Origin of the sequence: Pseudomonas sp. MF5691 (assembly GCF_016405645.1) — a bacterium.
In the GTDB taxonomy this organism is placed as follows: domain Bacteria; phylum Pseudomonadota; class Gammaproteobacteria; order Pseudomonadales; family Pseudomonadaceae; genus Aquipseudomonas; species Aquipseudomonas shahriarae.
Genome location: NZ_JAEKDC010000022.1, coordinates 1 through 22,867, shown reverse-complemented (window position 1 = coordinate 22,867; position 22,867 = coordinate 1). Strand labels below are relative to the sequence as shown.

Below are 22,867 nucleotides of genomic sequence, written 5' to 3'. Positions count from 1 at the left end.
TAGTTTGCGCAAGGCCCGCGTTGGCGATGAACTGATAGTTTGTTTTAAATAACCAAATTTAACTTCGGTTGGGAGGTCTCCATGCGCCTTGAACTTGGCGATGTTGTGCAGGAATTTATCGTGTCCAATGGAAAAATGGTCCAGAGTTATTTCTCTCTATCAGAGAGGATCATTGATTCGCTGGGCGACTCGGATACAGCGAAAGAATCAATATTAATGCGTTTGCTGGCTCAGGCCGAAACCATCACGGTGCAGTATCTCAATGCTCACAAACAAGTACTTGAGGGCGCGTTTTCCCGTCGGGTTGAAGTACCGCTTAATCCAACGCTTGCACCGCTGGAAACGTCGTACTTGAACTCAGCCACACTGGCAACGGCCACTCTTGATGAGCCAGGCAGTGCGCAATTGCCAGCTGTGGATGTCGAAGCCTCGGTGCTTGAACAACTGGCAATTATCACCGGTTTTACCGTAGATCAGATCGACCAGGAACAACCCTATGAAAGCCTGGGGCTGGACTCTTTGGTGCAGATGGAATTCCTCGAGTCGCTCGTCGACCTGTGGCCGGAACTCAAAGCCAGCGGCACTCAATTGCTCAACGCCAAGTGCCCGCAACACACTATCGCACTGATTAAAGCGGCTCTGGCCGCGCCCGAGTCGCCCCCCGCGCCGGCAAGTGCTGCGCAAACGCCTGAGGCCCAGAGCGCCGAGCCGGCCTTCAGCCAACAACTGTTCGACGCCTTGGTACCGCTGATCCCGGGCGAGCCAAAAGCGTTCGATATTGATACGCCCTTCACCGAGCTGGGACTCAATGGTTTTGCCCGCGAAGCATTTTGCCAAGCACTGGCACAGCAGTGCTCTGCCAGCCAGTTTGCCGGTGAAGCGTTGATGTCATGTCGTACGCCGCGGGACACGCTGTGGTTTTTGGAAAGGCTGAGCTGAGACTCGCCCCGCTGCAATTTTGGCAATCAGGAGGAAACGACATGCAGAGCACGGTGACACCAGAGGGGGATTTTTGCTTCAGCGCCATGGCTGGCGAGTTCCCTGGGGCGCCATCAGTAGATGCGCTTTGGCACTTGCTGGCACAAGGGCAGATCGCGCCTCTGAATTCGATGCTGCCACGCTGGGAGCTGGATAAAGCGTCGATCTATTCAGCCACGGTCGGGGAAAAAAACCGCACCTACCTGGACAGTGCCTATTGCCTGTCTGATAGCACAGCGACCCCTTCACGGTATGAAGGAAGGCAGGTCGCCATTGGCCGGAAAGTGCTGCAGGCACTCCTTGCGCAATTGACTGCACAAGGTTCGGCGTTGATCAGGGAGCGCACGGCGTTGGTCGTCGCGACGTCCTGGAGCGACGAGAGTTTTTTCCTTGCCCCCACATCGACTGAGGCCCGTGCGCCACAGGGCTATGCGCCCGGCGAACAAGTGGCGGAGTTGGCGTTGGCGCTGGGGCTGGGAGGGCCGGCGTTGTCCGTCGATACCGCCTGCAGTTCGTTCCCCTACGCGCTGAACATGGCCCAGGCCCTGGTCAACAGCGGGCAAGCGGATAACGCTATCGTGATGGCGTTGAACACGGTACTGCCGCTTCCACTTTTCCTGGGGTTTTCCCAGTTGACGGCGTTTTCGCCCAGGGCCCGGATGCAGGCGTTCGGTCGCGACGCAGACGGTATTGTGCCGGGTGAGTGCGCGGTGGCTTTCCTGGTCGAGCCGGTATCCCAAGCCCTGCAGGCGCAGCGCCGCCCCCTGGGCATACTGCGCGCATTGGGGCTGTCGGCCGATGGCGCAGAGGGGTCAGTGTTTGCACCCGGCAAACAGGCCCAATATACGGCCTACCAACGCGCCTATCTCGGCCTGGACCCCGGCGCGGTGGACTATATCGAGACCCATGGTACGGGCACCCCGCTGGGTGATGCGACAGAACTCGACTCGCTGAACAGTTTCTTCGGTGCCTATCGGACCGAGGGTAAAAAATTACCCATAGGCTCGATCAAATCTGTCATTGGGCATCCCTTGGCGGCCGCAGGAGGTGCTTCGCTCGCCAAGACGTTGATGATACTGGCTCAAAAAACCATTCCACCCCAGCCCGACTACTCGCCAAGCGCCAAGGTCGATGAATCCTGTCTGCAACTTGCGAGCGGGCAGGGACAGCCCTTGGCTGATCGCCAGTCGGCGATTCGCATCGGCATCTCCAGCTTTGGTTTTGGCGGTGCCAACGCGCACCTGGTGGTGGATCAATACCTGCCCGGCAACCAGCCCATGGCCTCCCGAGTCAGCCCCGGCGTGCTGCTACTGGACCTGGGCATTGTCGAGGCGGAGGCGGCGATCGGCAGCCACTTCTCGTTACACTCACTCAAGCAACAACTTGATCTGCCTGAGGCCCCCTTGGTTGGTTTTCCCCACGGGCGCTTTGTTGATTACCCGGCCACTTCGGTTCAGCCGTTGCCAGGGCGATTCCTGGCGCAGGACCACGTCATTGATATCGATGGCTTCGGCATGGGCCCCAAACTGCTGGCCAGTGTCGATCCGTTCAAACTGTTGATCACCGATCGTGTCAATCACCTACTGCGGCGCCTGCCCGGGGTAGCCGGCTCACCCGATACCGCGATGGTCATGTGCTGTAACTTGGGCGGCGCGCACTTCAGTAACGCCTATAGCCGTATTCACAACTTCTTCGGCCGGGCACAGGGCATGCCACCCGAGCAGGATGCGGCGGACGTGGCAACCAGTTTGCCGAGCATGTTGTCGGGGTACCCGGCGAAAATTTTCGACCTCAAGGGTTTTCATCAGACATTGGTCGGCACGCCTGGGGTGTTCTGGCACGCCCTGCTGGCCTCGCAACAATGGTTCAACGAAGGCATCACCACGCTGTTGCTCGGTGCGGGGCGCTTCATCAGTGCGCCAGCCGAAATCGAGCGCGTTCGGCAGTCACCGACCCTGCAGGGGGAGGGCATGGGGGTGTTCGCTTTGCGGCCCTATCGAGCGCAAACCAGTGACACACCTGTGCTGGTGATCCGCGCAGCGGTCTTGGGCCATGTCGCCACCTCCCTGGAAGCGGCGTGCGCACGTCTGGGCCGGGCGCGAAGCGATGTCCAGCATATTGAGGTGTGTGAGTTGCAGCCGGCGGCAGCCCCTGTCGGCGGTTCATGGCAAGCCATGACCGGTTGCCTGGCTGAAGCCACCGGCGTCGAAACCCTGTTGGCCGTAATGATGAGTGCTTCGGTTCACTCGGTGATCGAGGTGCGCCAGGCCGGCAAGCCGGTGATGTGGTTATTCACCGAGAAACTGCGGGAGTGGGGGATCACCGCCCCCGAATGCCCGCCAGCCATCAAGCGCCCCTTTGAATTGCGCTTCGCGCACCCGCAGCCTCAGGCGTTGCAGTCGTGCATCGGGCCTGACGGTCCTGCCAGCCCTGTGGCTGATTTGCAAAACGATGAGACAGGCGTGCTGGCACTCAGCGATCAACTGACAGAGACACTGCTCTCGGCGCTGCGTGTCAGGGTGCGTGCCATCGAAGCGCTTTGCACCCTGCGCCGTGACGCTCACGCCCGGCCTGCCGAGCACTGGCAGCGCAGCCCGGAAAACATCGTGATCAGCAATGTTCAACGCAGTGCGCAGTCACTGCACGCGCAATTGCTGGTAAATGAAGCGCACCCCTATTTTTTTGATCACCCACTGGACCATGTCCCCGGCATTTTATTGATCGAGGGGGTATTGCAGTTGACCGAACTCGCCATGCCTCCACGCAGTGGCCGGGTCGCGTATGTCAACGACCTGACGATCAAGTTCCAGCGGTACGTACAAAAACAAGGGGCAATTGACCTGCAACTGGAATACGACCAAGAACTCCAGGTATTTCGCGCGAAGGTCCGGCAAGCCGGCAAGCTCATGTGCACCTGCACCCTGGGCATTGCATACAGCTCGGCACACGAGGCGTTGCCCGCCGCCCCGTTCACTGCGACCGCCTGCCGCGACAAGGCTCTGCTGCACAAGGACAGACAAGAAAACGTTCTGGTCAGCGACATGAGCGATGTCGCTCGGGGCTTGAGCGTCGAAACCCTTCAACCGGCCAACGAGCACTTTTTCCGCAAGGGCGGCCCCAAGCATTACTCGATGGTGTATTTCCTTGAAGTTGCGCGCCAGTGCTTCATGCAGATTGCTCACACCCACCGACGCATCCCACTGGGCACCCCGATGAACCTGCTGGCCTTGAGTTTCACGCTGGATCGACCGATTCCGACGAACAGCCCGTTGCTACTGGCGCCACAAGGCAGCTTCGAGGCGCCTGAGCCGTCATTCAAAACCAACCAGGTTTGTATTGATCTGTTCAATCGGGGAGAAAAAATCGGTCAAGCCGACATTACCGCTCAATTGCTGAGTCGGGCGCACGCTGGCGCATAACCGCGCTTGCCCTCAACCCCGGCAAAGCCGTGTCCGCACGGCGTAAAACCAAAAAAGCCCTGACAGGTCAGGGCTTTTTCATTGGCTGGCGCTTAGCGCCGACGGAACAGCGGCAGCGGTTCATCCGTAGCCGCCTGGTACGTCACCGAAAAGTCCTTGAGACTTTCCAGCGCTTCATACGGGTCTTTGTCAGCGCGCAAGGCGTAGGCATCGAAGCCGCAGCGATGCAGGTAGAACAACTGGTCGCGCAGCACATCGCCAATCGCCCGCAGTTCGCCCTTGTAACCGTAGCGGTCACGCAGCAGGCGCGCGTTGGAGTAGTTGCGCCCGTCGGTGAAGGCCGGGAAATTCAGGGCGATGACCTGGAAGTGTTGCACGTCATCGCCGATTTCCTCGGCTTCTTCATCGGCGTCCAGCCACACACCCAGGCCGCCATCGCGGGCCTTGAGCGCATGACCATGCTCGCGCCACAGGGCCAGTGGCACGATCAGGTCGTCGCAGTTGGAGATGCCATCGAACGTCGCGTCCTTGGGCAACAGGTGCCAGGTTTCGTCGACGACTTCGTTGTTCTTAATGATTCGCTGCATAGACGCGCTCCTTGAACAGGTCAATGCCAATGCGCTGGTAGGTGTCGATGAAGCGCTCATCTTCGGTGCGCTGTTCGATATAAACGTCGATCAGCTTGCCGATCACCTCGGGCATGGCTTCCTGGGCGAAGGATGGGCCGAGGATCTTGCCCAGGCTCGCATCGCGGCTGGCGCTGCCACCCAGGGACACTTGGTAGAATTCTTCGCCTTTCTTGTCCACCCCGAGGATGCCGATGTGGCCGACGTGGTGGTGACCACAGGCGTTCATGCACCCGGAGATGTTCAGGTCCAGCTCGCCAATGTCGAACAGGTAGTCCAGGTCGTCGAAACGGCGCTGGATCGACTCGGCAATCGGAATTGACTTGGCGTTGGCCAGGGAGCAGAAGTCGCCACCCGGGCAGCAGATGATATCGGTCAGCAGGCCAATGTTCGGCGTGGCGAAACCGCCTTCGCGCAGCTCACCCCACAGGGTGAACAGTTGGCTCTGCTCAACGTCCGCGAGGATGATGTTCTGTTCGTGGGACGTACGCAGTTGGCCGAAGCTGTAACGCTCGGCCAGGTCAGCGACGGCGTCCAGCTGCTTGTCGGTGATATCGCCAGGTGCTACGCCAGTCGGCTTGAGCGACAGGGTCACGGCCACATAGCCCGGCTGCTTGTGCGCCAGGGTGTTGCGGGTACGCCAGCGGGCAAAGCCCGGGTGCTGCTGGTCGAGTGCGGCCAGTTCGGCGTCCTGGTTGTCCAGGGCCTTGTAGTGCGGGTCGACAAAGTGCTTGGCCACGCGATGCACTTCGGCTTCGGTCAGAGTGGTCTGGCCGCCGCGCAGGTGTTCCATCTCGGCGTCGACCTTCTGGGCAAACACCTCGGGGGTGAGGGCCTTGACCAGGATCTTGATGCGCGCCTTGTACTTGTTGTCCCGACGGCCATAGCGGTTGTACACACGCAGGATGGCGTCGAGATAGCTCAACAGGTCTTGCCAGGGCAGGAATTCATTGATGAATGCGCCCACCACCGGGGTACGCCCCAGGCCGCCGCCCACCAGGACGCGGAAGCCCAGTTCGCCGGCAGCGTTGTACACCGGCTCCAGGCCGATATCGTGGACTTCGATCGCGGCACGGTCGGAAGCCGAGCCATTGATGGCGATCTTGAATTTACGCGGCAGGTAGGCAAATTCTGGGTGGAACGTAGTCCACTGCCGAACGATCTCGCACCACGGGCGCGGGTCGATCACTTCATCGGCGGCCACGCCGGCAAACTGGTCTGTCGTCACGTTGCGCAGGCAGTTACCGCTGGTCTGAATGGCGTGCATCTGCACGGTGGCCAATTCAGCCAGGATGTCCGGCACGTCTTCCAGGGCCGGCCAGTTGAACTGCACGTTCTGGCGGGTACTGATATGGGCATAGCCCTTGTCGAAGTCACGGGCGATCTTGGCCATCATGCGCGTCTGGCGCGAAGTCAGTTGGCCGTAAGGCACGGCCACCCGCAGCATCGGCGCAAAACGCTGGACATAAAGGCCATTTTGCAGGCGCAGAGGGCGGAACTCTTCTTCGCTCAGTTCACCTGCCAGATAGCGTCGGGTCTGATCACGGAACTGCTTGACGCGGTCCTCGATGATGCGCTGATCGTATTCGTCGTATACGTACATATAGGTCCTGTTCTCGGCAAATCTGCGCGCACGGCCGCGCACTCCCAACGGAGCCGGCGAACGATACCAGCTTGCGTTTATGCGCAAAAGTGATGTTTTAGTATATGCACATAACCAAATAGCCTAATGAGAACGGTTATTGCGATACCCACATTTGTCATGCGGGCAATCATCGACTTTACTGTGGTCGAGTCTTAATGCAATCAGCCATAAAACCGACAAGAGGCGATGCGATGAGCAATCCAACCAAAGCCCGCAAACCCGACAGCAGTGTGGATGCCTGGGCAATTCTGTTCCTGATTATCCTGGTGGTTGCCACCGCCGTGTTCTGGGTCAGCCATCAATAGGGAGCGCTGATCGCCACGCAACTGTCCTACTATCTGACAAATAGCCAAGATCAAAAGGCTCATTGCCATTATTATGATCGGTCAATTTCCAGGGTGCGGGCAGTAATGTTGAAGGTTCTCTGTGGGTGCTTGTGGTGGGTGGGGCTGACGTTCGGGACGATCGCTCATGCCACGTCGGTGGTGTTTCTCAACCCCGGCCTGTCCACTGAAACCTTCTGGGTCAGCTATTCGCAATTCATGCAGGCCGCAGCCAAGGACCTCGGCCTGGATTTGCGTGTGCGCTATTCGGAGCGCAACGGGCAGAACACCTTGCAACAAGCCCGCGAAGCACTGCAAGGCCCCAATTCCCCGGATTACCTGGTGGTGGTCAATGAGCAGTACATCGCCCCGCAGATTTTGCGGATGGCCCAGGGCAGCCCGGTCAAGTTGCTGATCGTCAACAATGCCCTGACCCCGGACCAGGTGCAGTTGCTGGATGCCGGCAAATACCCCAACTGGATCGGCAGCATCACCGCCAACGACGAGGAGGGCGGCTACCTGATGCTCAAGGAGCTGCTGCGTCAGCACGGCCCGGTTCCGGCGGGCGAAACCCTCCAATTGCTGGCATTTTCCGGTGCCAAGAATACCCCCACTTCCCAGGCCCGTGAGCAGGGCCTGCGGCGGGCCTTGGGCGAACACCCGCAAGTGCATCTGCGCCAGTTGGTTTATGGCGAATGGAGCCGCCAGCGCGCCTTCGAGCAAGCAACCCTGATGTTCAAGCGCTACCCGCAGGCGACGCTGGTCTGGTCGGCCAATGATGAAATGGCCCTCGGCGCCATGCAGGCCTTGAATGGCAGTGGGCGCACGCCCGGCAAGGAGGTGTTGTTCAGCGCGATCAACAGTTCCCCCGAGGTGTTGCAGGCGCGCCTGCAAGGGCGGGTCAGTGCGCTGGTGGCCGGGCATTTTACGCTCGGTGGCTGGGCCATGGTGCTGCTGCATGACGACGCCAGTGGGGTGGACATTCAACGCCATGGCGGGCGCGAGCGTCAGGTGAGGTTATTTCAGTTGATTGATAGGCCACAGGCCCAGCGCCTGCTGGACCTGCGTAACCACGAGGGCGACGGGGTGAATTTTCGCGCACTGTCGGCTCAGGGCAAGCCGGCGGCCTACCAGTACCCCTTCAGCTTGAAGATGCTGTGGAAGTAAGCGCGCCCCTAGACCCCGGCCAGGTGCAGCACCAGCTTGACGATGGCAAAGAGGGTCAGGGCAAACACGGCGGTAAACAGGATCCCCAGCACTACAAAATGGCTGGGCTTGCCATGGGTGAAGTCCCGCGCGCGGTTCTTGCCGCTCTGCACGCCAAAAGCGGCAGCCATCACGCTGTGAAGCATCTGCCAGAAGGTCGGCGGTTTATTGTCCGGTGCGTCCATGAGTCCTCCTGCGAGGTCTGGGTGACATGATGTCTCCCAACAGGATAGCCAAGGCCGGGGGAATAGGTAGACGTAGTTACCGCTGTCGCGCCTGACCTGCGTGATGTGCTGGAGCTCCTTTTCCTGGAGCTGCATCATGCCCGACTCTCCCGTAACGCCCGCGCGCCTTGAGCCGCCAACCTCCAGTATCCATCGACAATTGTTGATCGGTGCCACCCCGCAATGGCTGATCGAGAGCACTGCCCCACGACGGGCGGCGCTCAAACACGCCGATACGTCACTGCCGCCGGCCTATTGGCGCGCCACCCCCGAGCAACGCCAGCAGTTGCATGCCTGTTTTACCGCAAGCTTTTCCACGCAGACGGCGGTGGACAAGACCCTGTCTGCCTTGCAGGGGATCGACGCATTTGCCAGGCCGCTGCTGGTCAATGCGCTTAAAGAGCAATATGACGTCACACTGGCCCCCCACGTCGACACCTGGTTGAGCCTCAGAAAATCCCTGCTGGTCAGTGACTTCAAGATAGCGGCGCGGACCTACGACTTTTTGAAACTGGAGCTACTGCAGGCTGCGCTGCATAACTTCGAGGAATCCGAATGCGAGGAGGGGGCCTTTCACCCCTCGTCCGGTTTCCGCTGGCACGTGTCGTCTTCCGGTTCCTCACCTGACGAGCCGTTGCTGCCCGTGCGCTTGGGCAGGCTCAAGGTCCATGAGTTTGTGCAACTGTGCCGCAGCCTGGATCTGGGCGGAAAGTACCAGGCCTATATCAGCGATTTCTTTGCCTCGGTCGAAACCACCCTGCGCCAGCAATTCATTGCCAGTCAAAAGGCGGCAATAAGGGCTGCGGCCGAGCTGGCACGCTTATGCCAGGACATTACCGAGGACGACTACACCATGATCCTGTCGGTGATCAACGGCGAGCGCGCGCCGCAGATGGATGGGCAACCGGTGTGGATCTGCGACCTTGGCCTGATGAAATTACGCATGACGGGGTGTGTGTTGTTTCTGGCCTTCGATGATGAGCATCTGGATTCGCCGATCCTTTATGTGCCCCAGGACCCGTATCACCCTCTCAAGCGCTATAAGGATCACGCACAGTTGCTGGGGACTTTGCAGCGCCGCTTCACCACGCCTGGCGCGGCCACCACCCGGGTCGAGGGGCCAACCGCGTATCAGGCCTTTTTCAGTCAGTTCGTCGAGGCGGCCGACCACCCTTATTACTTCAGGCAATTCACCCAGGATGCGCCCGATGCCACCTTGCGCGAGAAAATCGGCTCGAATTTCCCCGGCATCGGGCAACTGTATGAGCTGGTCAGCAAGCTGACGCCTTTGAGGCTGAAGAATTTCCCGCCGCTGCCTTTGGCCCCCCAGGTGCCAAACCCGGATCCGTTTTTGGCACCCAAGGCCATAGCGTTCAAAGGCCAGGCGTTCGGCAGCCATAAAGTCGATCTGTGGACCTACCTGTATGAGCAGCATCGGCACAAGTGCATCGCCGATGCGGCCAGCCGCGCCGTGCCCACCGCGCAGGTCGATGCCCGTGTGCGTAAACAGAAACTGGCCATGGTGCTCAATATCGAGATGTTTGCCCTGGGTGCTGTGGCAGGCTTCGTGCCCGTGTTGGGGGAGCTCATGCTGGCCGTGATGGTCGAGCAATTGTTGACGGGGGCGATTGAGGCAACCCAGGAGTGGAGTGCGGGCGACCGCCAGGCGGCCCGTGCGCACTTGATCGACCTGGCGCAGAACCTCGCCTTGATCGGCTTGATGGCGGCGGGTGGTTCGGCGCTGCGCCAACTCAGACCCGAGCCGGTGATCGAAGGCCTGGTGCCGGTAACGCTGCCGGACGGCCGGAAGCGCTTATGGCGGCCCGACCTGGCGCCCTACAAGAAGCACCTCACCCTTGCGTCAGGCCGCCAGCCCAACGCCTTGGGGCAGTATGAGGTCGATGGGCAGCTCCACATCCATATGGATAACGCGTTCTACGAGAAAACCTTCGATCCGCAGATCAACAAATGGCGCATCAAACACCCGCAAGACCCCATGGCCTATCAGCCGATCCTTGAGCACAACCGGGCGGGGGCCTGGCGCCATAGTCATGAGCGGCCCTTGGCGTGGGACCGCCCGACGCTGCTGCGGCGCCTGGGGCATATCACCGACGGGTTCTCTGATGAGACTTTGGGGCTGATCGGCGATGTGAGTGGTGTCGATGACGACCTGCTGCGCCAAGTGCATATGGATGGCCTGCCGGTGCCTGCAGGACTGGCTGACACCCTGGAGCGATTCCGGGTCGATCAGGAGATCGACGACCTGATCGGGCGCCTACGCCGTGGAGCCGGCCTGGACAGCCGCCACGAATACGCCTTGCCCCTCACGGTGGAGATGGGCGGCTGGCCGCCAGGGCGGGTATTGGAAGTGTTTGAGGAGGTAGCCTTCGTGGCGCGCGCGCAGGGCCAGACGGGGCTGGGCGAGGAGGAGGCCCGGCGTCTGCTGGGCACGCCGCAGCGCGGCGAGCAGCCTGGCGCGCCGCTGATCGATGAGTGGGAAGGCGGGCGTTGGGAACCGGCGGGGCGCTCCATTCGCTATGGCAGCCATGCCTTGGCAGATGATGAGTTGCCGACCCTGAAAATCAGCCGGGCCGATTTACAGCACGGCAAGCTCGCTCAGGTGCTGTTGAATGGCCTGAGCGAACAGGAAATCACCGGCCTGCTGGGCAGTGCGTCCAGTTGGAGGGGGCGGCCCAGGGAGCAGGTGTTCAACGAGCGCCTGGCCGATCATGGCCTGCACCGCCAGTCAGCGCTGTTCGACGCTCGGTTATCTGCCAAGGGTGACCCGGCGGTTGACCGGGGGCCATTGCAACGCCGGTTTCCCTCGCTGTCTGCGCGGGCCCGGGAGGAACTCCTGAATAGCGCCAGCCCCCAGGAACTGCGGCGCTTGCAAGACAGCGCGCGGCTGAGCGAGCGTCTGGATCACCAGGCCCGCAGCAGCCTGCACCAGGGGCGCTTGAGCCGAGCGATCAGTGGCCTGCACCGCGACCGACTCGCCAACGCCGACAGCGACCGGCTCGCCTTGCATACCCTGGAGCGCCTGCCCGGATGGCCTTCAGGCTTGCGCCTGGAGATGCGTGTAGACAGCATTCAAGGGCCCTTGGTCGACAGCATTGGCGAGGCGCACGCCGCCACGCGTCGCTACCTGATCAAACGCGGCAATCGTTTCCAGGCCCAGGATCAAGCCGGCAAGCCGCTCAATAGCGCACCGGCCCAGGGCCGTAATCTATTCCCGTCGATCGTCGATGCCTTGCCCGAAGCGGCGCGTCAAGCGCTGGCGCTGACCCCTCATGGGGCGGACTTGCAGCCGGTGTTGGCAGCCTACGCCAGGCGCCACCGCGACGTTATGGCCGATGACATCTTAAAGTTGCGCAGGCCCAGGTCCCGGCCGGCGCTGCGCCTGCCCAGCGGGCGCCTGGGATATGAGTTATCGGGGCGCGGCGGGCCTTTTGCAGCGGATGACTCTCTGATCGCCCAGGTTCGCACGGCGTATCCAAATATCAGCGACACCCAGGCGCAAGAGCTGATCTGGGCGCGCCGACGTGACGGTGAAAGCAACCCGCAAATCTGGCGGTTGTTCGCCAATCGCCAGCGAGAGTTGTTGGGGTTGCGCAACACCCTTGAGCAATGGGCGGGGGCAGATGCGCAGCGCTTGCGTTCGGTAGAGGACGTCATCGAATGCTGGCGCCAGGGCTATGACCGAGACCGCAGCGCCCATGCCACCCTGAATCTGCGCGGGGAGCACGCGCTACCGCAGATGGAGGCCGACTTTTCCCATGTGCGATCCCTGCACCTGTCAGGGGCCAGATTGCTCGCCCAACAAGCCAGCGATTTATTTCGGCCATTTCCCAATGTGCAGTATCTGGAGCTCTACGTGCGCCCCAACAATCTTGGCCAGGTGGCTGAACGGCTGGCGAGCGTGCCCGGCATCACCCGGCTGTCGCTCACCGGGCCATTGCTGACCTATTCGCCTGAAGTGCTGCTGGCGCTCAATCGCATGACTGCGCTTGAACGATTGTCCCTGGCCGGCAACCTGGAAACCCTGGATATCCAAGGGCTGACGGCGCTGCGCCGCCTAACCGTGTCCGGAACCCTGGAAACCTGGCCCCAAGGGCTCCTGGCACTTGAGCACCTGGAGTTTCTTGACCTTGCCCAGACCCAGTTGCGTTCGGTGCCGGCCGAGATGCTGGTCGGGCATCAACGGTTGTGGCGCGGGTTGCAGATGAATTGGGCGGCGTATGAGCCTGAAGACTTCATGCGGGTTTTTGAGTACCTGCATGACAATCCGGCCCATCTGGTCGATGAGCAGCGACTGGTGCAGGCCTACTGCGAAGGAGCTTTGGCTCGCTTGCGACGCGCGGACCCGACATTCGCCGAAAGGGTGTTGCTCAGCTTCAGAACGCAGGGGCTGACGGCCCGCCAACGTCTGGAGAGTGTCAACGCGGTGCAGGCGCAATACCGTAGATTGGTCGATGAGCTGGAGCAATGGTCGGATCGCGATTCAAGCACTGGCCGGGTCGAGTTGGATCGTCAGCTAGCCTCTGAAAAACTCCTGGATTGCTGGCGCGAAGGCCTGGAGCAACGCCTGGTAGCAGAGGCTGAGCCACTTCCTGCCGGGGCGGCGGTGTTGGACCTGTCAGGCGCCAACCTGATTGATTTACCACGGGTGCCGGCCAACGGGTTTGCCCATGTGCGCAGCTTGATCCTGGAGGATATCGGCGTTTCCCTTGAAGGCATCAATGCCTGGCTCGACCAGTTTCCCCAGGTCGAAACATTGAGCCTGGCCCGCAACAACCTGACCGAGCCGCCTGCGGTACTGCTTACCCATTCGTCCCTGCGCCACCTCGACCTGTCTCACAATTGGCTGGTGATCAACCCGGCGATCCAGGCGCGTTTGAGCAGGTTGACCGGCCTTTTATCATTGCGCCTGCAGTACAACCCGATCAGCCGCCTGGATGTCAGCGGCTTCCACGACTTGCGTACGTTGGACCTGAGTCACAGCGCAATCAGCGAATGGCCCCAGGGTGTGCTTGAGTTGTCGTCGTTGCAACGCCTGGATCTGAGCCACAGCGCCGTAACGACAATCCCCGAAGCGGCGCTGAGCGGGCATGATAGTTTGCTTTCCAACACTCATCTGCGCGGTTGTCGCCTCAGCGTGACGGCGCGTACCGATGCGCGGACGTTTGCGCGACGCTACGCGATTGAACACCCATCCGTTGCCCTGGAAAACCCGTTGGGCATACCCCGTGAGTTGCTTGCCCAAGGCCTGACCGGGGGGGAGCCTGAGTATTTTCCCGAGAATGTCTTGCGCCGCCCCGACTTGCTCGTGGCACTCCCCACGGCACTTGCCTCGGCTGCACTGGCTCCCGCAGCCCGCATACAACGCCTGGTCCCGGCGCTGGACGAGTTGCAGGCGGTGGCACGGCTAGCCGAGCTGCAAGTCAGCGGCCTCGACTCCGGGCAGATCCAGGCACGCCTCGATGAGTGGGAAGGGCAGTACAGCCAGTGGGTGCAACTGCTCAATGAATGGATAGATGTCCATGGCTACCTTGATGGCGGTTGGGTCAGTGTATTGGATCGTCGTCGCGCAGCGGACCGTGTGCTGGACAGTTGGCGTCACACCCTACGTGCCACGCCCAGCCTGCCTGAAGTGAATAGCGCCAGCCTGCTGGATTTGTCCGGCCTGTTGTTGGGCGACCTGCCGAAGTTGCCCAAGTATTTCGCTCACGTCACCGAACTGAACCTGAGTCGCGTCAGGCTCACGGCCCAGGGTTCCAACGAGTTCCTGCGGGCCTTCAGCCACGTGCGTACGTTGACCCTCAGTGACAACGGCCTGCGAGCCTTGCCCGATGCCCTCGCAGAGTTTCACGGGTTGAGACGCTTGGACCTCAGCAGAAATGAACTACAAAACGCCTCCCAGCTTCAGGGGCAGCTGGCGCGCCTGCAGGCGCTGGAATGGCTGAACCTGGGCGAGAACGTCTTGAGCGAATTGGACCTCGCTGGCCTGTCCAGGCTCGAAACGTTGTACCTGCATACCAACCTGTTGGACGAGTGGCCCATGACAGTGCTTGAGCTTGGGCGCCTGCGCACCCTGGACCTGCACGACAACTGGATCGAGACCCTGCCAGATACAGCCTTTGAGCCGCAACACCGCGCCTTGATGGCGGGGACTGACCTCTCGGGAAACCGCCTTGAGCAGGAAAGCTGTGAGCGTTTGCAGGGGTATCTGGCGCAGACCGGCAATGGCTTGGGGTTTTCCGCCGAGCAGCTTGAGGAAATGATCCAGGGATACCGGGAGCGCGATGAGCGGGGGGCTTTTGACTCCCCTGACTACTCGCTGGACCATCCGGATATCGAAACGCCACAAATCCAGAAGGCACGCTGGTTTGCTGATGTCTTGCCCGATTCGCCAAGGCACCGAATCTGGGACGACCTCAACGCACAGCCGGGGAGCAACGATTTCTTCTTCACCCTGTCGCAACTGCGCAATACCGAGGACTTCCTTGAGGCGCCAGGCGATCTGACCCAGCGCGTATGGGCGGTGTTGGAGGCCATTGGCGGCAACCCGGCCATGCGGCGGGACGTGTTCGCCCGGGCGACGGCGTTGATGCCCGAGGTGACCTGTGGGGATGGCAGAATCCTGATGTTCAACGCGTTTGAAACCCGCGTTCAGGAGTTCGCTGCGTTGAGATTGGCCGAGGCTGGTCAGGATGGCGCCGCCCTGTTGAAGTTCGCCCGTGGCATGCTTCGCCTGGAGGCGGTTGAAGGCATCGCCGAGGACATCATCAAGGCCCATGAGGATATTGACCCGGCGGAAATTCGTTTAGCCCTGCGCATTGGCCTTGCCGAGCGCCTGGACCTGCCCCGGCAGCCCTCTGGCATGCTGTATAGCGAGTTATCGGAAGTGACCCAGGCCGACCTCGACCGGGCATACGCCACTGTCCTGGAGGGCGAGAGCACGCCGGGCTTTGAAGAAAAGCTGGTGGGCCTTGAGTATTGGCGCAATTACCTGAAGAAAAAGTACGCCACGGATTTTGCGACCCTGGCGCGCGAGCTGGAACACCAGACCGATCGCCTGGATGAGCGCTACCCCGAGAGCGGTGCCGACTACTTGCGTGAATACGCGGCATTGGGTGCCTGGATCAAGGAGCAGCGCAGGGCGCTGGCGATCCGCCTGACCCGGCAGGAACGGGCCGAGCTGAAGCTATAAGGCTGCCAGCGGTGTGCCAGGCACCCGAACAGAGTGCCTGGCAATCGCCCCTAGTTGTCGTAACCCAGGTTCGGCGCCAGCCAGCGTTCGGTCACGGCCAGATCCTGGTCTTTACGTGCGGTGTAGCTGGTCACCTGGTCCTTGTCGATCTTGCCTACAGCAAAGTACTGCGCCTGTGGATGGGCGAAGTACCAGCCGCTGACCGCTGCGGCCGGGAACATCGCGTAGTGCTCGGTGAGGAACACGCCGCTGCGGCCCGCATGCATCTCGTGGGCCTCGGGGTCGAGCAGTTGGAACAACTGGGCCTTCTCGGTGTGATCCGGGCACGCCGGGTAGCCGGGGGCAGGGCGGATACCGCTGTACTGCTCCTTGATCAGCGCCTCGTTGTCCAGTTCTTCATCCTTGGCATAGCCCCAGTAGTCTTTACGCACTTGCTGGTGCAGCCATTCGGCGCAGGCTTCGGCCAGGCGGTCGGCCAGGGCCTTGACCATGATCGAGTTGTAGTCGTCGCCCGCATCCTGGTAAGCCTTGGCCACTTCCTCGGCGCCGATGCCGGCGGTGGTGATAAAACCACCGATGTAGTCGGTTACGCCGCTGTCCTTGGGCGCAACAAAGTCGGCCAGGGAGAAGTTCGGCTTGCCGTCGGTCTTGATGATCTGCTGGCGCAGGTGATGCAGTTTGGCAATCGGCTGGCCGTCGTCGCCGTAGACTTCCAGGTCATCCTCCTGCACCTGGTTGGTCGGCCAGAAACCGAACACGGCGCGGGCGCTGATGAGTTTTTCGTCGATCAGCTTGTTGAGCATTTCCTGGGCGTCGGCGTACAGCGCGGTGGCCGCTTCACCCACCACCTCATCGGTGAGGATGCGCGGAAACTTGCCGGCCAGGTCCCAGGAGATAAAGAACGGCGTCCAGTCGATGTACTCGGCCAGCACCTTGAGGTCGATATTGTCCAGCACCTTGGCCCCGGTAAACGTCGGTTTGACCGGGGTGTAGGTGCTCCAGTCGAACTGCGGCTTCTTGGCGATGGCCGCCGCGTAGCTCAGGCGCTCGGTGCGGGCGCTGCGGTTAGAGGTGCGCTCACGCACGTCGATGTATTCCAGGCGGGTCTTCTCGACAAACCCGGCCTTCAGCTCCTTGGACAGCAACTGGGTGGCCACGCCCACCGCGCGTGAGGCGTCGGTCACGTAGATCACCGCATCGTTGCTGTACTTGGGCTCGATCTTCACCGCCGTGTGCGCCTTGGAGGTGGTGGCGCCACCGATCATCAGCGGCAGGTGGAAGTCCTGGCGCTGCATCTCGCGGGCCACGTGCACCATTTCATCCAGGGACGGTGTGATCAGCCCGGACAGGCCGATGATGTCGCACTTCTGCTCCTTGGCCACCTGCAGGATTTTCTCGGCCGGGACCATCACGCCCAGGTCGACAATGTCGTAGCCGTTGCAACCGAGCACCACGCCGACAATGTTCTTGCCGATGTCGTGTACGTCACCCTTGACCGTAGCCATGAGGATCTTGCCCTTGGCTTCCGGCTTGTCGCCTTTTTCCAGCTCGATGAAGGGGATCAAGTGGGCCACGGCTTGCTTCATTACCCGTGCCGATTTCACCACCTGGGGCAGGAACATTTTACCGGCGCCAAACAGGTCGCCGACGATGTTCATGCCGGACATCAACGGGCCTTCGATCACCTCGATCGGGCGCGCGAACGACTGCCGGGATTCCTCGGTGTCTTCAACGATATGGGTGGTGATGCCCTTGACCAGCGCATGCTCCAGGCGCTTGTTGACTTCCCAGCCACGCCATTCCTCGGTCTCGGCTTCCTTGACGCTGCCGTCGCCCTTGTACTTGTCGGCGATGGCGAGGAGGGCGTCGGTGCCTTCCGGGGTGCGGTTGAGGACCACGTCTTCCACGGCGTCGCGCAGCTCGGCCGGGATCTGGTCGTAGATCTCCAGTTGGCCGGCGTTGACGATACCCATGGTCAGGCCGTTGCGGATCGCATACAGCAAGAACACTGAGTGGATCGCCTCACGCACCGGGTTGTTGCCGCGGAACGAGAACGACACGTTGGACACGCCACCGGAGGTCAGCGCATACGGCAGTTCATCGCGGATATAGGCACAGGCGTTGATAAAGTCGACGGCATAGTTGTTGTGCTCTTCGATACCGGTGGCCACGGCGAAGATGTTCGGGTCGAAGATGATGTCTTGCGGCGGGAAGCCCACTTCATTGACCAGAATGTCGTAGGAGCGCTTGCAGATCTCTTTCTTGCGCGCCTCGGTGTCGGCCTGGCCGGCTTCATCGAACGCCATCACCACCACCGCCGCGCCGTAGCGCTTGCACAGTTTGGCGTGATGAATGAACTGCTCGACACCTTCCTTCATGCTGATGGAGTTGACGATGCCCTTGCCCTGGATGCATTTGAGGCCGGCTTCGATCACTTCCCACTTGGAGGAGTCGATCATGATCGGTACACGGGAGATGTCCGGCTCGCCGGCAATCAGATTGAGGAAGGTCACCATGGCCTTCTTCGAATCGAGCATGCCCTCGTCCATGTTGATGTCGATCACCTGGGCGCCGGCTTCCACCTGCTGCAGGGCGACTTCCAGGGCTTCGGTGTAGTTGTCCTCGCGGATCAGCCGGGCGAATTTGGCGGAACCGGTGATGTTCGTACGTTCGCCGACGTTGACGAACAACGACTGGCGATCAATGGTGAAAGGCTCCAGGCCCGACAGGCGGCAGGCCTTGGGAATGTCCGGGATCTGGCGCGGCGCGTAGCCGGCCACGGCCTTGGCGATGGCCTCGATATGGCCCGGCGTGGTGCCGCAGCAACCGCCGACGATATTGAGGAAGCCGCTCTGGGCGAATTCTTCGATGACCTTGGCGGTTTGCGCTGGCAGCTCGTCGTACTCGCCGAACTCGTTGGGCAGGCCGGCGTTGGGGTGGGCGGACACGTAGGTGTCGGCCTTGTTCGACAGTTCTTCCAGGTACGGCCGCAACTCGCTGGCGCCCAGGGCGCAGTTCAAGCCCACGGAAATCGGCTTGGCGTGGCTGATGGAGTTCCAGAACGCCTCGGTGGTCTGGCCCGACAGCGTGCGGCCGGAGGCGTCGGTGATGGTCCCGGAAATCATGATCGGCAGTTCCACACCCAGTTCTTCGTACACGCCTTGCACGGCAAAGATCGCAGCCTTGGCGTTGAGGGTGTCGAAGATGGTTTCGATGAGGATCATGTCCGCGCCGCCTTCGATCAGGCCTTTGGTGGCCTCGGTGTAGTTCTCCACCAGTTCATCGAAGGTGACGTTGCGGTAGCCGGGGTTGTTCACGTCGGGCGACAGCGAGCAGGTGCGGCTGGTCGGGCCCAGCACGCCCGCGACAAAGCGCGGTTTGTCCGGGGTTTCCAGGGTCTTGGCGTCGGCGACCCGGCGGGCCAGGCGTGCGCCTTCCAGGTTCAGCTCGTAGGCCAGCGCCTCCATGCCGTAGTCGGCCTGGGACACTTGGGTGGCGTTGAAGGTGTTGGTCTCGAGGATGTCGGCACCGGCATCCAGGTACGCTTTCTCGATCCCGCCGATCACGTCCGGGCGGCTCAGGATCAACAGGTCGTTGTTACCCTTGACGTCGCTGGGCCAGTCGGCGAAGCGTTTGCCACGGTAGTCCTCTTCCTCCAGCTTGTAGCTCTGGATCATCGTGCCCATGCCGCCATCGAGGATCAGGATGCGTTCCTTGAGGGCTTGGTGGAGGGCTTGCAGGCGAGTGCTACGATCGGACATGGGACTACTCTAATCAGGCATTACGGAGGGCGTGGATCATAGCAAACCTGTGCGCTTTTAGAGCATGCCTGGGTTTTGCATGAATATCGCTCATGTTGAGGGCGCCTCGACATCGGTAGAATCGCGGCAATTTTTCAGCGCTCGCATCGACTCGGGACCGGATACATGCAACTTCGCCTCATCACCGGCGCCGCCTTGGCGCTGGTCGCCTGCCTCGCGCAGGCCAACGGACCCGCCCCGGCGCTTTCCTATACCCGCGATATTCAACCGATCTTCACCGAGAAATGCGTGGCCTGCCATGCCTGCTACGACTCCGCCTGCCAGCTCAACCTGGGCAGTGGCGAAGGTGCGGCACGCGGCGCGAGCAAGCTGCCGGTGTATGACGGCGAGCGCAGCCAGGCGTCGCAGCCGACCCGGCTGTTTTATGACGCCTTTGGCAAGGCCGCCTGGCAGCGCCACGGTTTTGCCTCGGTACTGGATGCCCAGGGCACCCAGGCGGCGCTGATGGCGCGCATGCTGGAACTGGGTCATAAAACCCCATTGGCGCCCAATGCCAAGCTGCCCGAAGAGATTGTGCTGGGCCTGAACCGCGAGAATATGTGCCCATTGCCGGGGGAGTTCGACGCCTACGCCGGCGCGCACCCCAAGGAAGGCATGCCGTTGGCCGTCACCGGCCTGACCGATCAGCAATACCAGACCCTGCAGCGTTGGCTGGCGTCCGGTGCGCCTATTGATGAGCAGGGTCTGGCGCCGAGTGCCCAGGAAGCCTTGCAGGTACAGCAATGGGAAAACCTGCTGAACCAGCCCGGCGCCCGGGAAAGCCTGGTGGCGCGCTGGTTGTTCGAGCATCTGTTCCTCGCTCATATCTATTTCGAGGGCGGTGAGCCGGGGCATTTTTTCCAGTGGGTCCGCTCGCGTACGCCCAGCGGCCAGCCCATCGACCTGATCAACACCCGTCGTCCGAATGACGACCCTGGCACCCGCGTGTACTACCGCCTGTGGCCGGTGCAAGGGGTGATCGTGCACAAGACCCACATTACCTACCCCTTCAGCGCGGCGAAGATGGAGCGGGTCAAGTCGCTGTTCTACAGTGGCGACTGGCAAGCCACGGCGCTGCCGGGCTACGGCCCTGGCCGTCGGGCCAACCCGTTTGAAACGTTCGAGGCGATCCCGGTCAAGGCGCGCTACCAGTTCATGCTGGATAACGCCGAATACTTCGTGCGCACGTTTATTCGTGGGCCGGTGTGCCGTGGGCAGATTGCCACGGACGTAATCCGCGACAACTTCTGGACCCTGTTCCAGGACCCGGACCATGACCTGTACATCACCGATGCCCGCTATCGCGGCCAGGCCACGCCGCTGCTGGCGATGCCGGGGCAGAACGATGACGTGGGCAGTGTGTTGAGCCTGTGGCTGGCCTACCGTGACAAACGCAATGAATACGAGGTACTGCGCCGCGACAACTACGCTGATTTGCCGGCGCCGGGCTGGTCGAGCCTGTGGCAGGGCAATGACAACGCGTTGCTGAGCATCTTCCGCCACTTCGACAGCGCTTCGGTGAACAAGGGCCTGATTGGCGAAGTCCCACAGACGATGTGGCTGTTCGACTACCCGCTGCTGGAGCGCACCTATTATCAGTTGGCGGTGAATTTCGACGTGTTCGGCAATGTCTCGCACCAGGCCCAGACCCGTTTGTATTTCGACCTGATCCGCAATGGCGCCGAGCAGAACTTCCTGCGCCTGATGCCGGCGGATTCGCGCGATGGCTTGCTCGACGACTGGTACCAGAACAGCGGCAAGGTCAAGCTGTGGCTGGACTATGAAGCCATCGACAATGACAAGCCCAGCGGCCTGAAGCTGGACCTGCAGGACCCGAAACGGGACTTTGCCAACCAGTTGCTGGCCCGGTATGCCGACTTGAACGCCAGCCCGGACCCGATCAACCGTTGCATCAGTGCCTACTGCTCACGTCTGGGTATCGACCCGCAACTGCGCGACGTCGAACAAACCCTCAGCCGCCTGACCTCAAGGCCGGCGGCCGGGCTCAAGGTGATCGAGCAGTTGCCGGAAGCCACCTTGCTGCGCATCCAGACTCCGAGCGGCAAACGCGAGGTCTACAGCCTGCTGCGCAACCGCGCCCACAGCAACGTGGCCTTTATGCTCGGCGAGGCTTATCGCTATCAACCGGGCCTGGATACCCTGACGATCTATCCGGGCGTGCTCAGCAGCTACCCCAACTTCATCTTCAATGTGCCGGCCGAGGATGTGCCCGAGTTTGTCGAGGACATGGAGCTGGCCAGGGACGCCAAGCGCTTTGAACGGATTGTCGAACGCTGGGGCATTCGCCGCAGCCACCCGCAGTTCTGGGAGTACTTCCACGATTTATCGCAATACATCCGCGAAACCACTCCGGTGGAAGAGGGTGTGCTGGATATGAATCGCTACGAGAACCTGTAGGTGTGGATTTGCCTGACAAAAATACTAGGACTTTGTACCGTCGCGGCGATTGGCGTAAACTGCCGGCAAGCCTGTGAGGAGTTCCCATGACTGCCATAACCATTACCGACGCCGCCCACGATTACCTGGCTGATCTGCTGTCCAAGCAGAACACCCCGGGTATCGGCATCCGCGTCTTTATCACCCAGCCTGGCACCCAGTACGCCGAGACGTGCATTGCCTACTGCAAGCCGGGCGAAGAAAAGCCTGAAGACACCGCCCTGGGGCTCAAGAGCTTCACCGCGTATATCGACGCCTTCAGCGAAGCCTTCCTTGACGATGCCGTGGTCGACTACGCCACTGACCGCATGGGTGGCCAACTGACCATCAAGGCGCCCAACGCCAAGGTGCCGAACGTCAATGCCGATAGCCCGATCAACGAGCGTATCAACTACTACCTGCAGACCGAGATCAATCCGGGCCTGGCCAGCCATGGCGGCCAGGTCAGCCTGATCGACGTGGTGGATGACGGTATCGCCGTGCTCAAGTTCGGTGGCGGCTGCCAGGGCTGTGGGCAGGCTGACGTGACCTTGCGTGAAGGTATTGAGCGTACGTTGCTGGAGCGGATTCCCGAGCTCAAGGGCGTCCGTGACGTGACTGACCATACGCAGAAAGAAAACGCCTACTATTAAGGTGTTCGCTGCAAACAAAAAAACGGCGTCCGTGAGCGCCGTTTTTTTATGCTTTAAAGTTAGCAAGTTACACGATTTGTCTAACAAATAAGATGAGCTTTTTGAGCTGGCTTGCATGCGATAGCCGTAGGTATCTATACATCTCTTTTATCCAGTGCTTGTTGGGTTTGTGAACATATCCGTTGCTGCGGTTATGGCGGCTATTGGTTCCGCTCTTACATGAACTGCCCCCCGAATGTTGGACAGGGACGCTATTGATTCAGCGTCTGGATACGAAATTGTACCGGACTCAAGCCATTCAGTCTGAGGCTTATGCGGTCTTGGTTGTAGTAGGCAATGTAATCCTC

General features: G+C 61.0%; 11 protein-coding genes. 6 read left to right on the top strand and 5 right to left on the bottom strand.

The window, feature by feature from the left end:
- The first annotated feature begins 81 nt into the window (after positions 1-81).
- Both JFT44_RS23430 and JFT44_RS23425 read left to right on the top strand, forming a co-directional pair.
- Positions 82-939 (top strand): polyketide synthase, encoded by an 858-nt coding sequence (locus JFT44_RS23430; protein ID WP_198831239.1) that lies wholly within the window; start codon positions 82-84, stop codon positions 937-939.
- A gap of 41 nt (positions 940-980) precedes the next feature.
- Positions 981-4,397 (top strand): beta-ketoacyl synthase N-terminal-like domain-containing protein, encoded by a 3,417-nt coding sequence (locus tag JFT44_RS23425; protein ID WP_198831238.1) that lies wholly within the window; start codon positions 981-983, stop codon positions 4,395-4,397.
- A 92-nt stretch (positions 4,398-4,489) separates the two neighbouring features.
- On the opposite strand, the gene JFT44_RS23420 is transcribed toward JFT44_RS23425, so the two are convergent.
- Positions 4,490-4,984: a DUF934 domain-containing protein gene (locus JFT44_RS23420; protein WP_029291397.1), complete on the bottom strand. Its 495-nt coding sequence runs from the start codon at positions 4,982-4,984 to the stop codon at positions 4,490-4,492.
- The gene (locus tag JFT44_RS23415; protein ID WP_057959405.1) at positions 4,968-6,626 is read right to left on the bottom strand and encodes a nitrite/sulfite reductase; all 1,659 of its coding nucleotides are present in this window, start codon (positions 6,624-6,626) and stop codon (positions 4,968-4,970) included. Before JFT44_RS23415 ends, JFT44_RS23420 begins: the two co-directional genes overlap by 17 nt.
- 452 nt (positions 6,627-7,078) lie before the next feature.
- Between JFT44_RS23415 and JFT44_RS23410 the strand changes: the two genes are divergently transcribed.
- On the top strand, positions 7,079-8,158 hold the full coding sequence (locus JFT44_RS23410) for an ABC transporter substrate-binding protein (protein WP_198831237.1): 1,080 nt from the start codon (positions 7,079-7,081) through the stop codon (positions 8,156-8,158).
- A gap of 8 nt (positions 8,159-8,166) precedes the next feature.
- On the opposite strand, the gene JFT44_RS23405 is transcribed toward JFT44_RS23410, so the two are convergent.
- Entirely contained in the window at positions 8,167-8,382 is a 216-nt protein-coding gene (locus JFT44_RS23405) for a DUF2970 domain-containing protein (RefSeq protein ID WP_057436772.1), read from the bottom strand.
- A gap of 136 nt (positions 8,383-8,518) precedes the next feature.
- Between JFT44_RS23405 and JFT44_RS23400 the strand changes: the two genes are divergently transcribed.
- Positions 8,519-15,631 (top strand): NEL-type E3 ubiquitin ligase domain-containing protein, encoded by a 7,113-nt coding sequence (locus tag JFT44_RS23400; RefSeq protein ID WP_198831236.1) that lies wholly within the window; start codon positions 8,519-8,521, stop codon positions 15,629-15,631.
- A 50-nt stretch (positions 15,632-15,681) separates the two neighbouring features.
- On the opposite strand, the gene metH is transcribed toward JFT44_RS23400, so the two are convergent.
- A complete protein-coding gene (gene metH, locus JFT44_RS23395) occupies positions 15,682-19,392 on the bottom strand; it encodes a methionine synthase (RefSeq protein WP_057959409.1) in 3,711 nt (1,236 codons plus the stop codon).
- 165 nt (positions 19,393-19,557) lie between these two features.
- On the opposite strand from metH, the gene JFT44_RS23390 reads away from it, so the two are divergent.
- Positions 19,558-21,849: a fatty acid cis/trans isomerase gene (locus JFT44_RS23390; protein WP_198799298.1), complete on the top strand. Its 2,292-nt coding sequence runs from the start codon at positions 19,558-19,560 to the stop codon at positions 21,847-21,849.
- An 86-nt stretch (positions 21,850-21,935) separates the two neighbouring features.
- On the top strand, positions 21,936-22,520 hold the full coding sequence (nfuA, locus tag JFT44_RS23385) for a Fe-S biogenesis protein NfuA (RefSeq protein ID WP_057436766.1): 585 nt from the start codon (positions 21,936-21,938) through the stop codon (positions 22,518-22,520).
- 251 nt (positions 22,521-22,771) lie between these two features.
- Here the strand turns inward: nfuA and JFT44_RS23380 are convergent, their stop codons facing one another.
- A complete protein-coding gene (locus tag JFT44_RS23380; protein ID WP_374068253.1) occupies positions 22,772-22,858 on the bottom strand; it encodes an IS3 family transposase in 87 nt (28 codons plus the stop codon).
- Positions 22,859-22,867: the final 9 nt, after the last annotated feature.

Excerpts from the sequence above, each read along its gene's own strand:
- metH (WP_057959409.1), bottom strand. The coding sequence starts at position 19,392 with ATGTCCGATCGTAGCACTCGCCTGCAAGCCCTCCACCAAGCCCTCAAG.
- JFT44_RS23420 (WP_029291397.1), bottom strand. The coding sequence starts at position 4,984 with ATGCAGCGAATCATTAAGAACAACGAAGTCGTCGACGAAACCTGGCAC.
- JFT44_RS23405 (WP_057436772.1), bottom strand. The coding sequence starts at position 8,382 with ATGGACGCACCGGACAATAAACCGCCGACCTTCTGGCAGATGCTTCAC.
- JFT44_RS23410 (WP_198831237.1), top strand. The coding sequence starts at position 7,079 with ATGTTGAAGGTTCTCTGTGGGTGCTTGTGGTGGGTGGGGCTGACGTTC.
- JFT44_RS23400 (WP_198831236.1), top strand. The coding sequence starts at position 8,519 with ATGCCCGACTCTCCCGTAACGCCCGCGCGCCTTGAGCCGCCAACCTCC.
- nfuA (WP_057436766.1), top strand. The coding sequence starts at position 21,936 with ATGACTGCCATAACCATTACCGACGCCGCCCACGATTACCTGGCTGAT.
- JFT44_RS23390 (WP_198799298.1), top strand. The coding sequence starts at position 19,558 with ATGCAACTTCGCCTCATCACCGGCGCCGCCTTGGCGCTGGTCGCCTGC.
- JFT44_RS23430 (WP_198831239.1), top strand. The coding sequence starts at position 82 with ATGCGCCTTGAACTTGGCGATGTTGTGCAGGAATTTATCGTGTCCAAT.
- JFT44_RS23415 (WP_057959405.1), bottom strand. The coding sequence starts at position 6,626 with ATGTACGTATACGACGAATACGATCAGCGCATCATCGAGGACCGCGTC.
- JFT44_RS23425 (WP_198831238.1), top strand. The coding sequence starts at position 981 with ATGCAGAGCACGGTGACACCAGAGGGGGATTTTTGCTTCAGCGCCATG.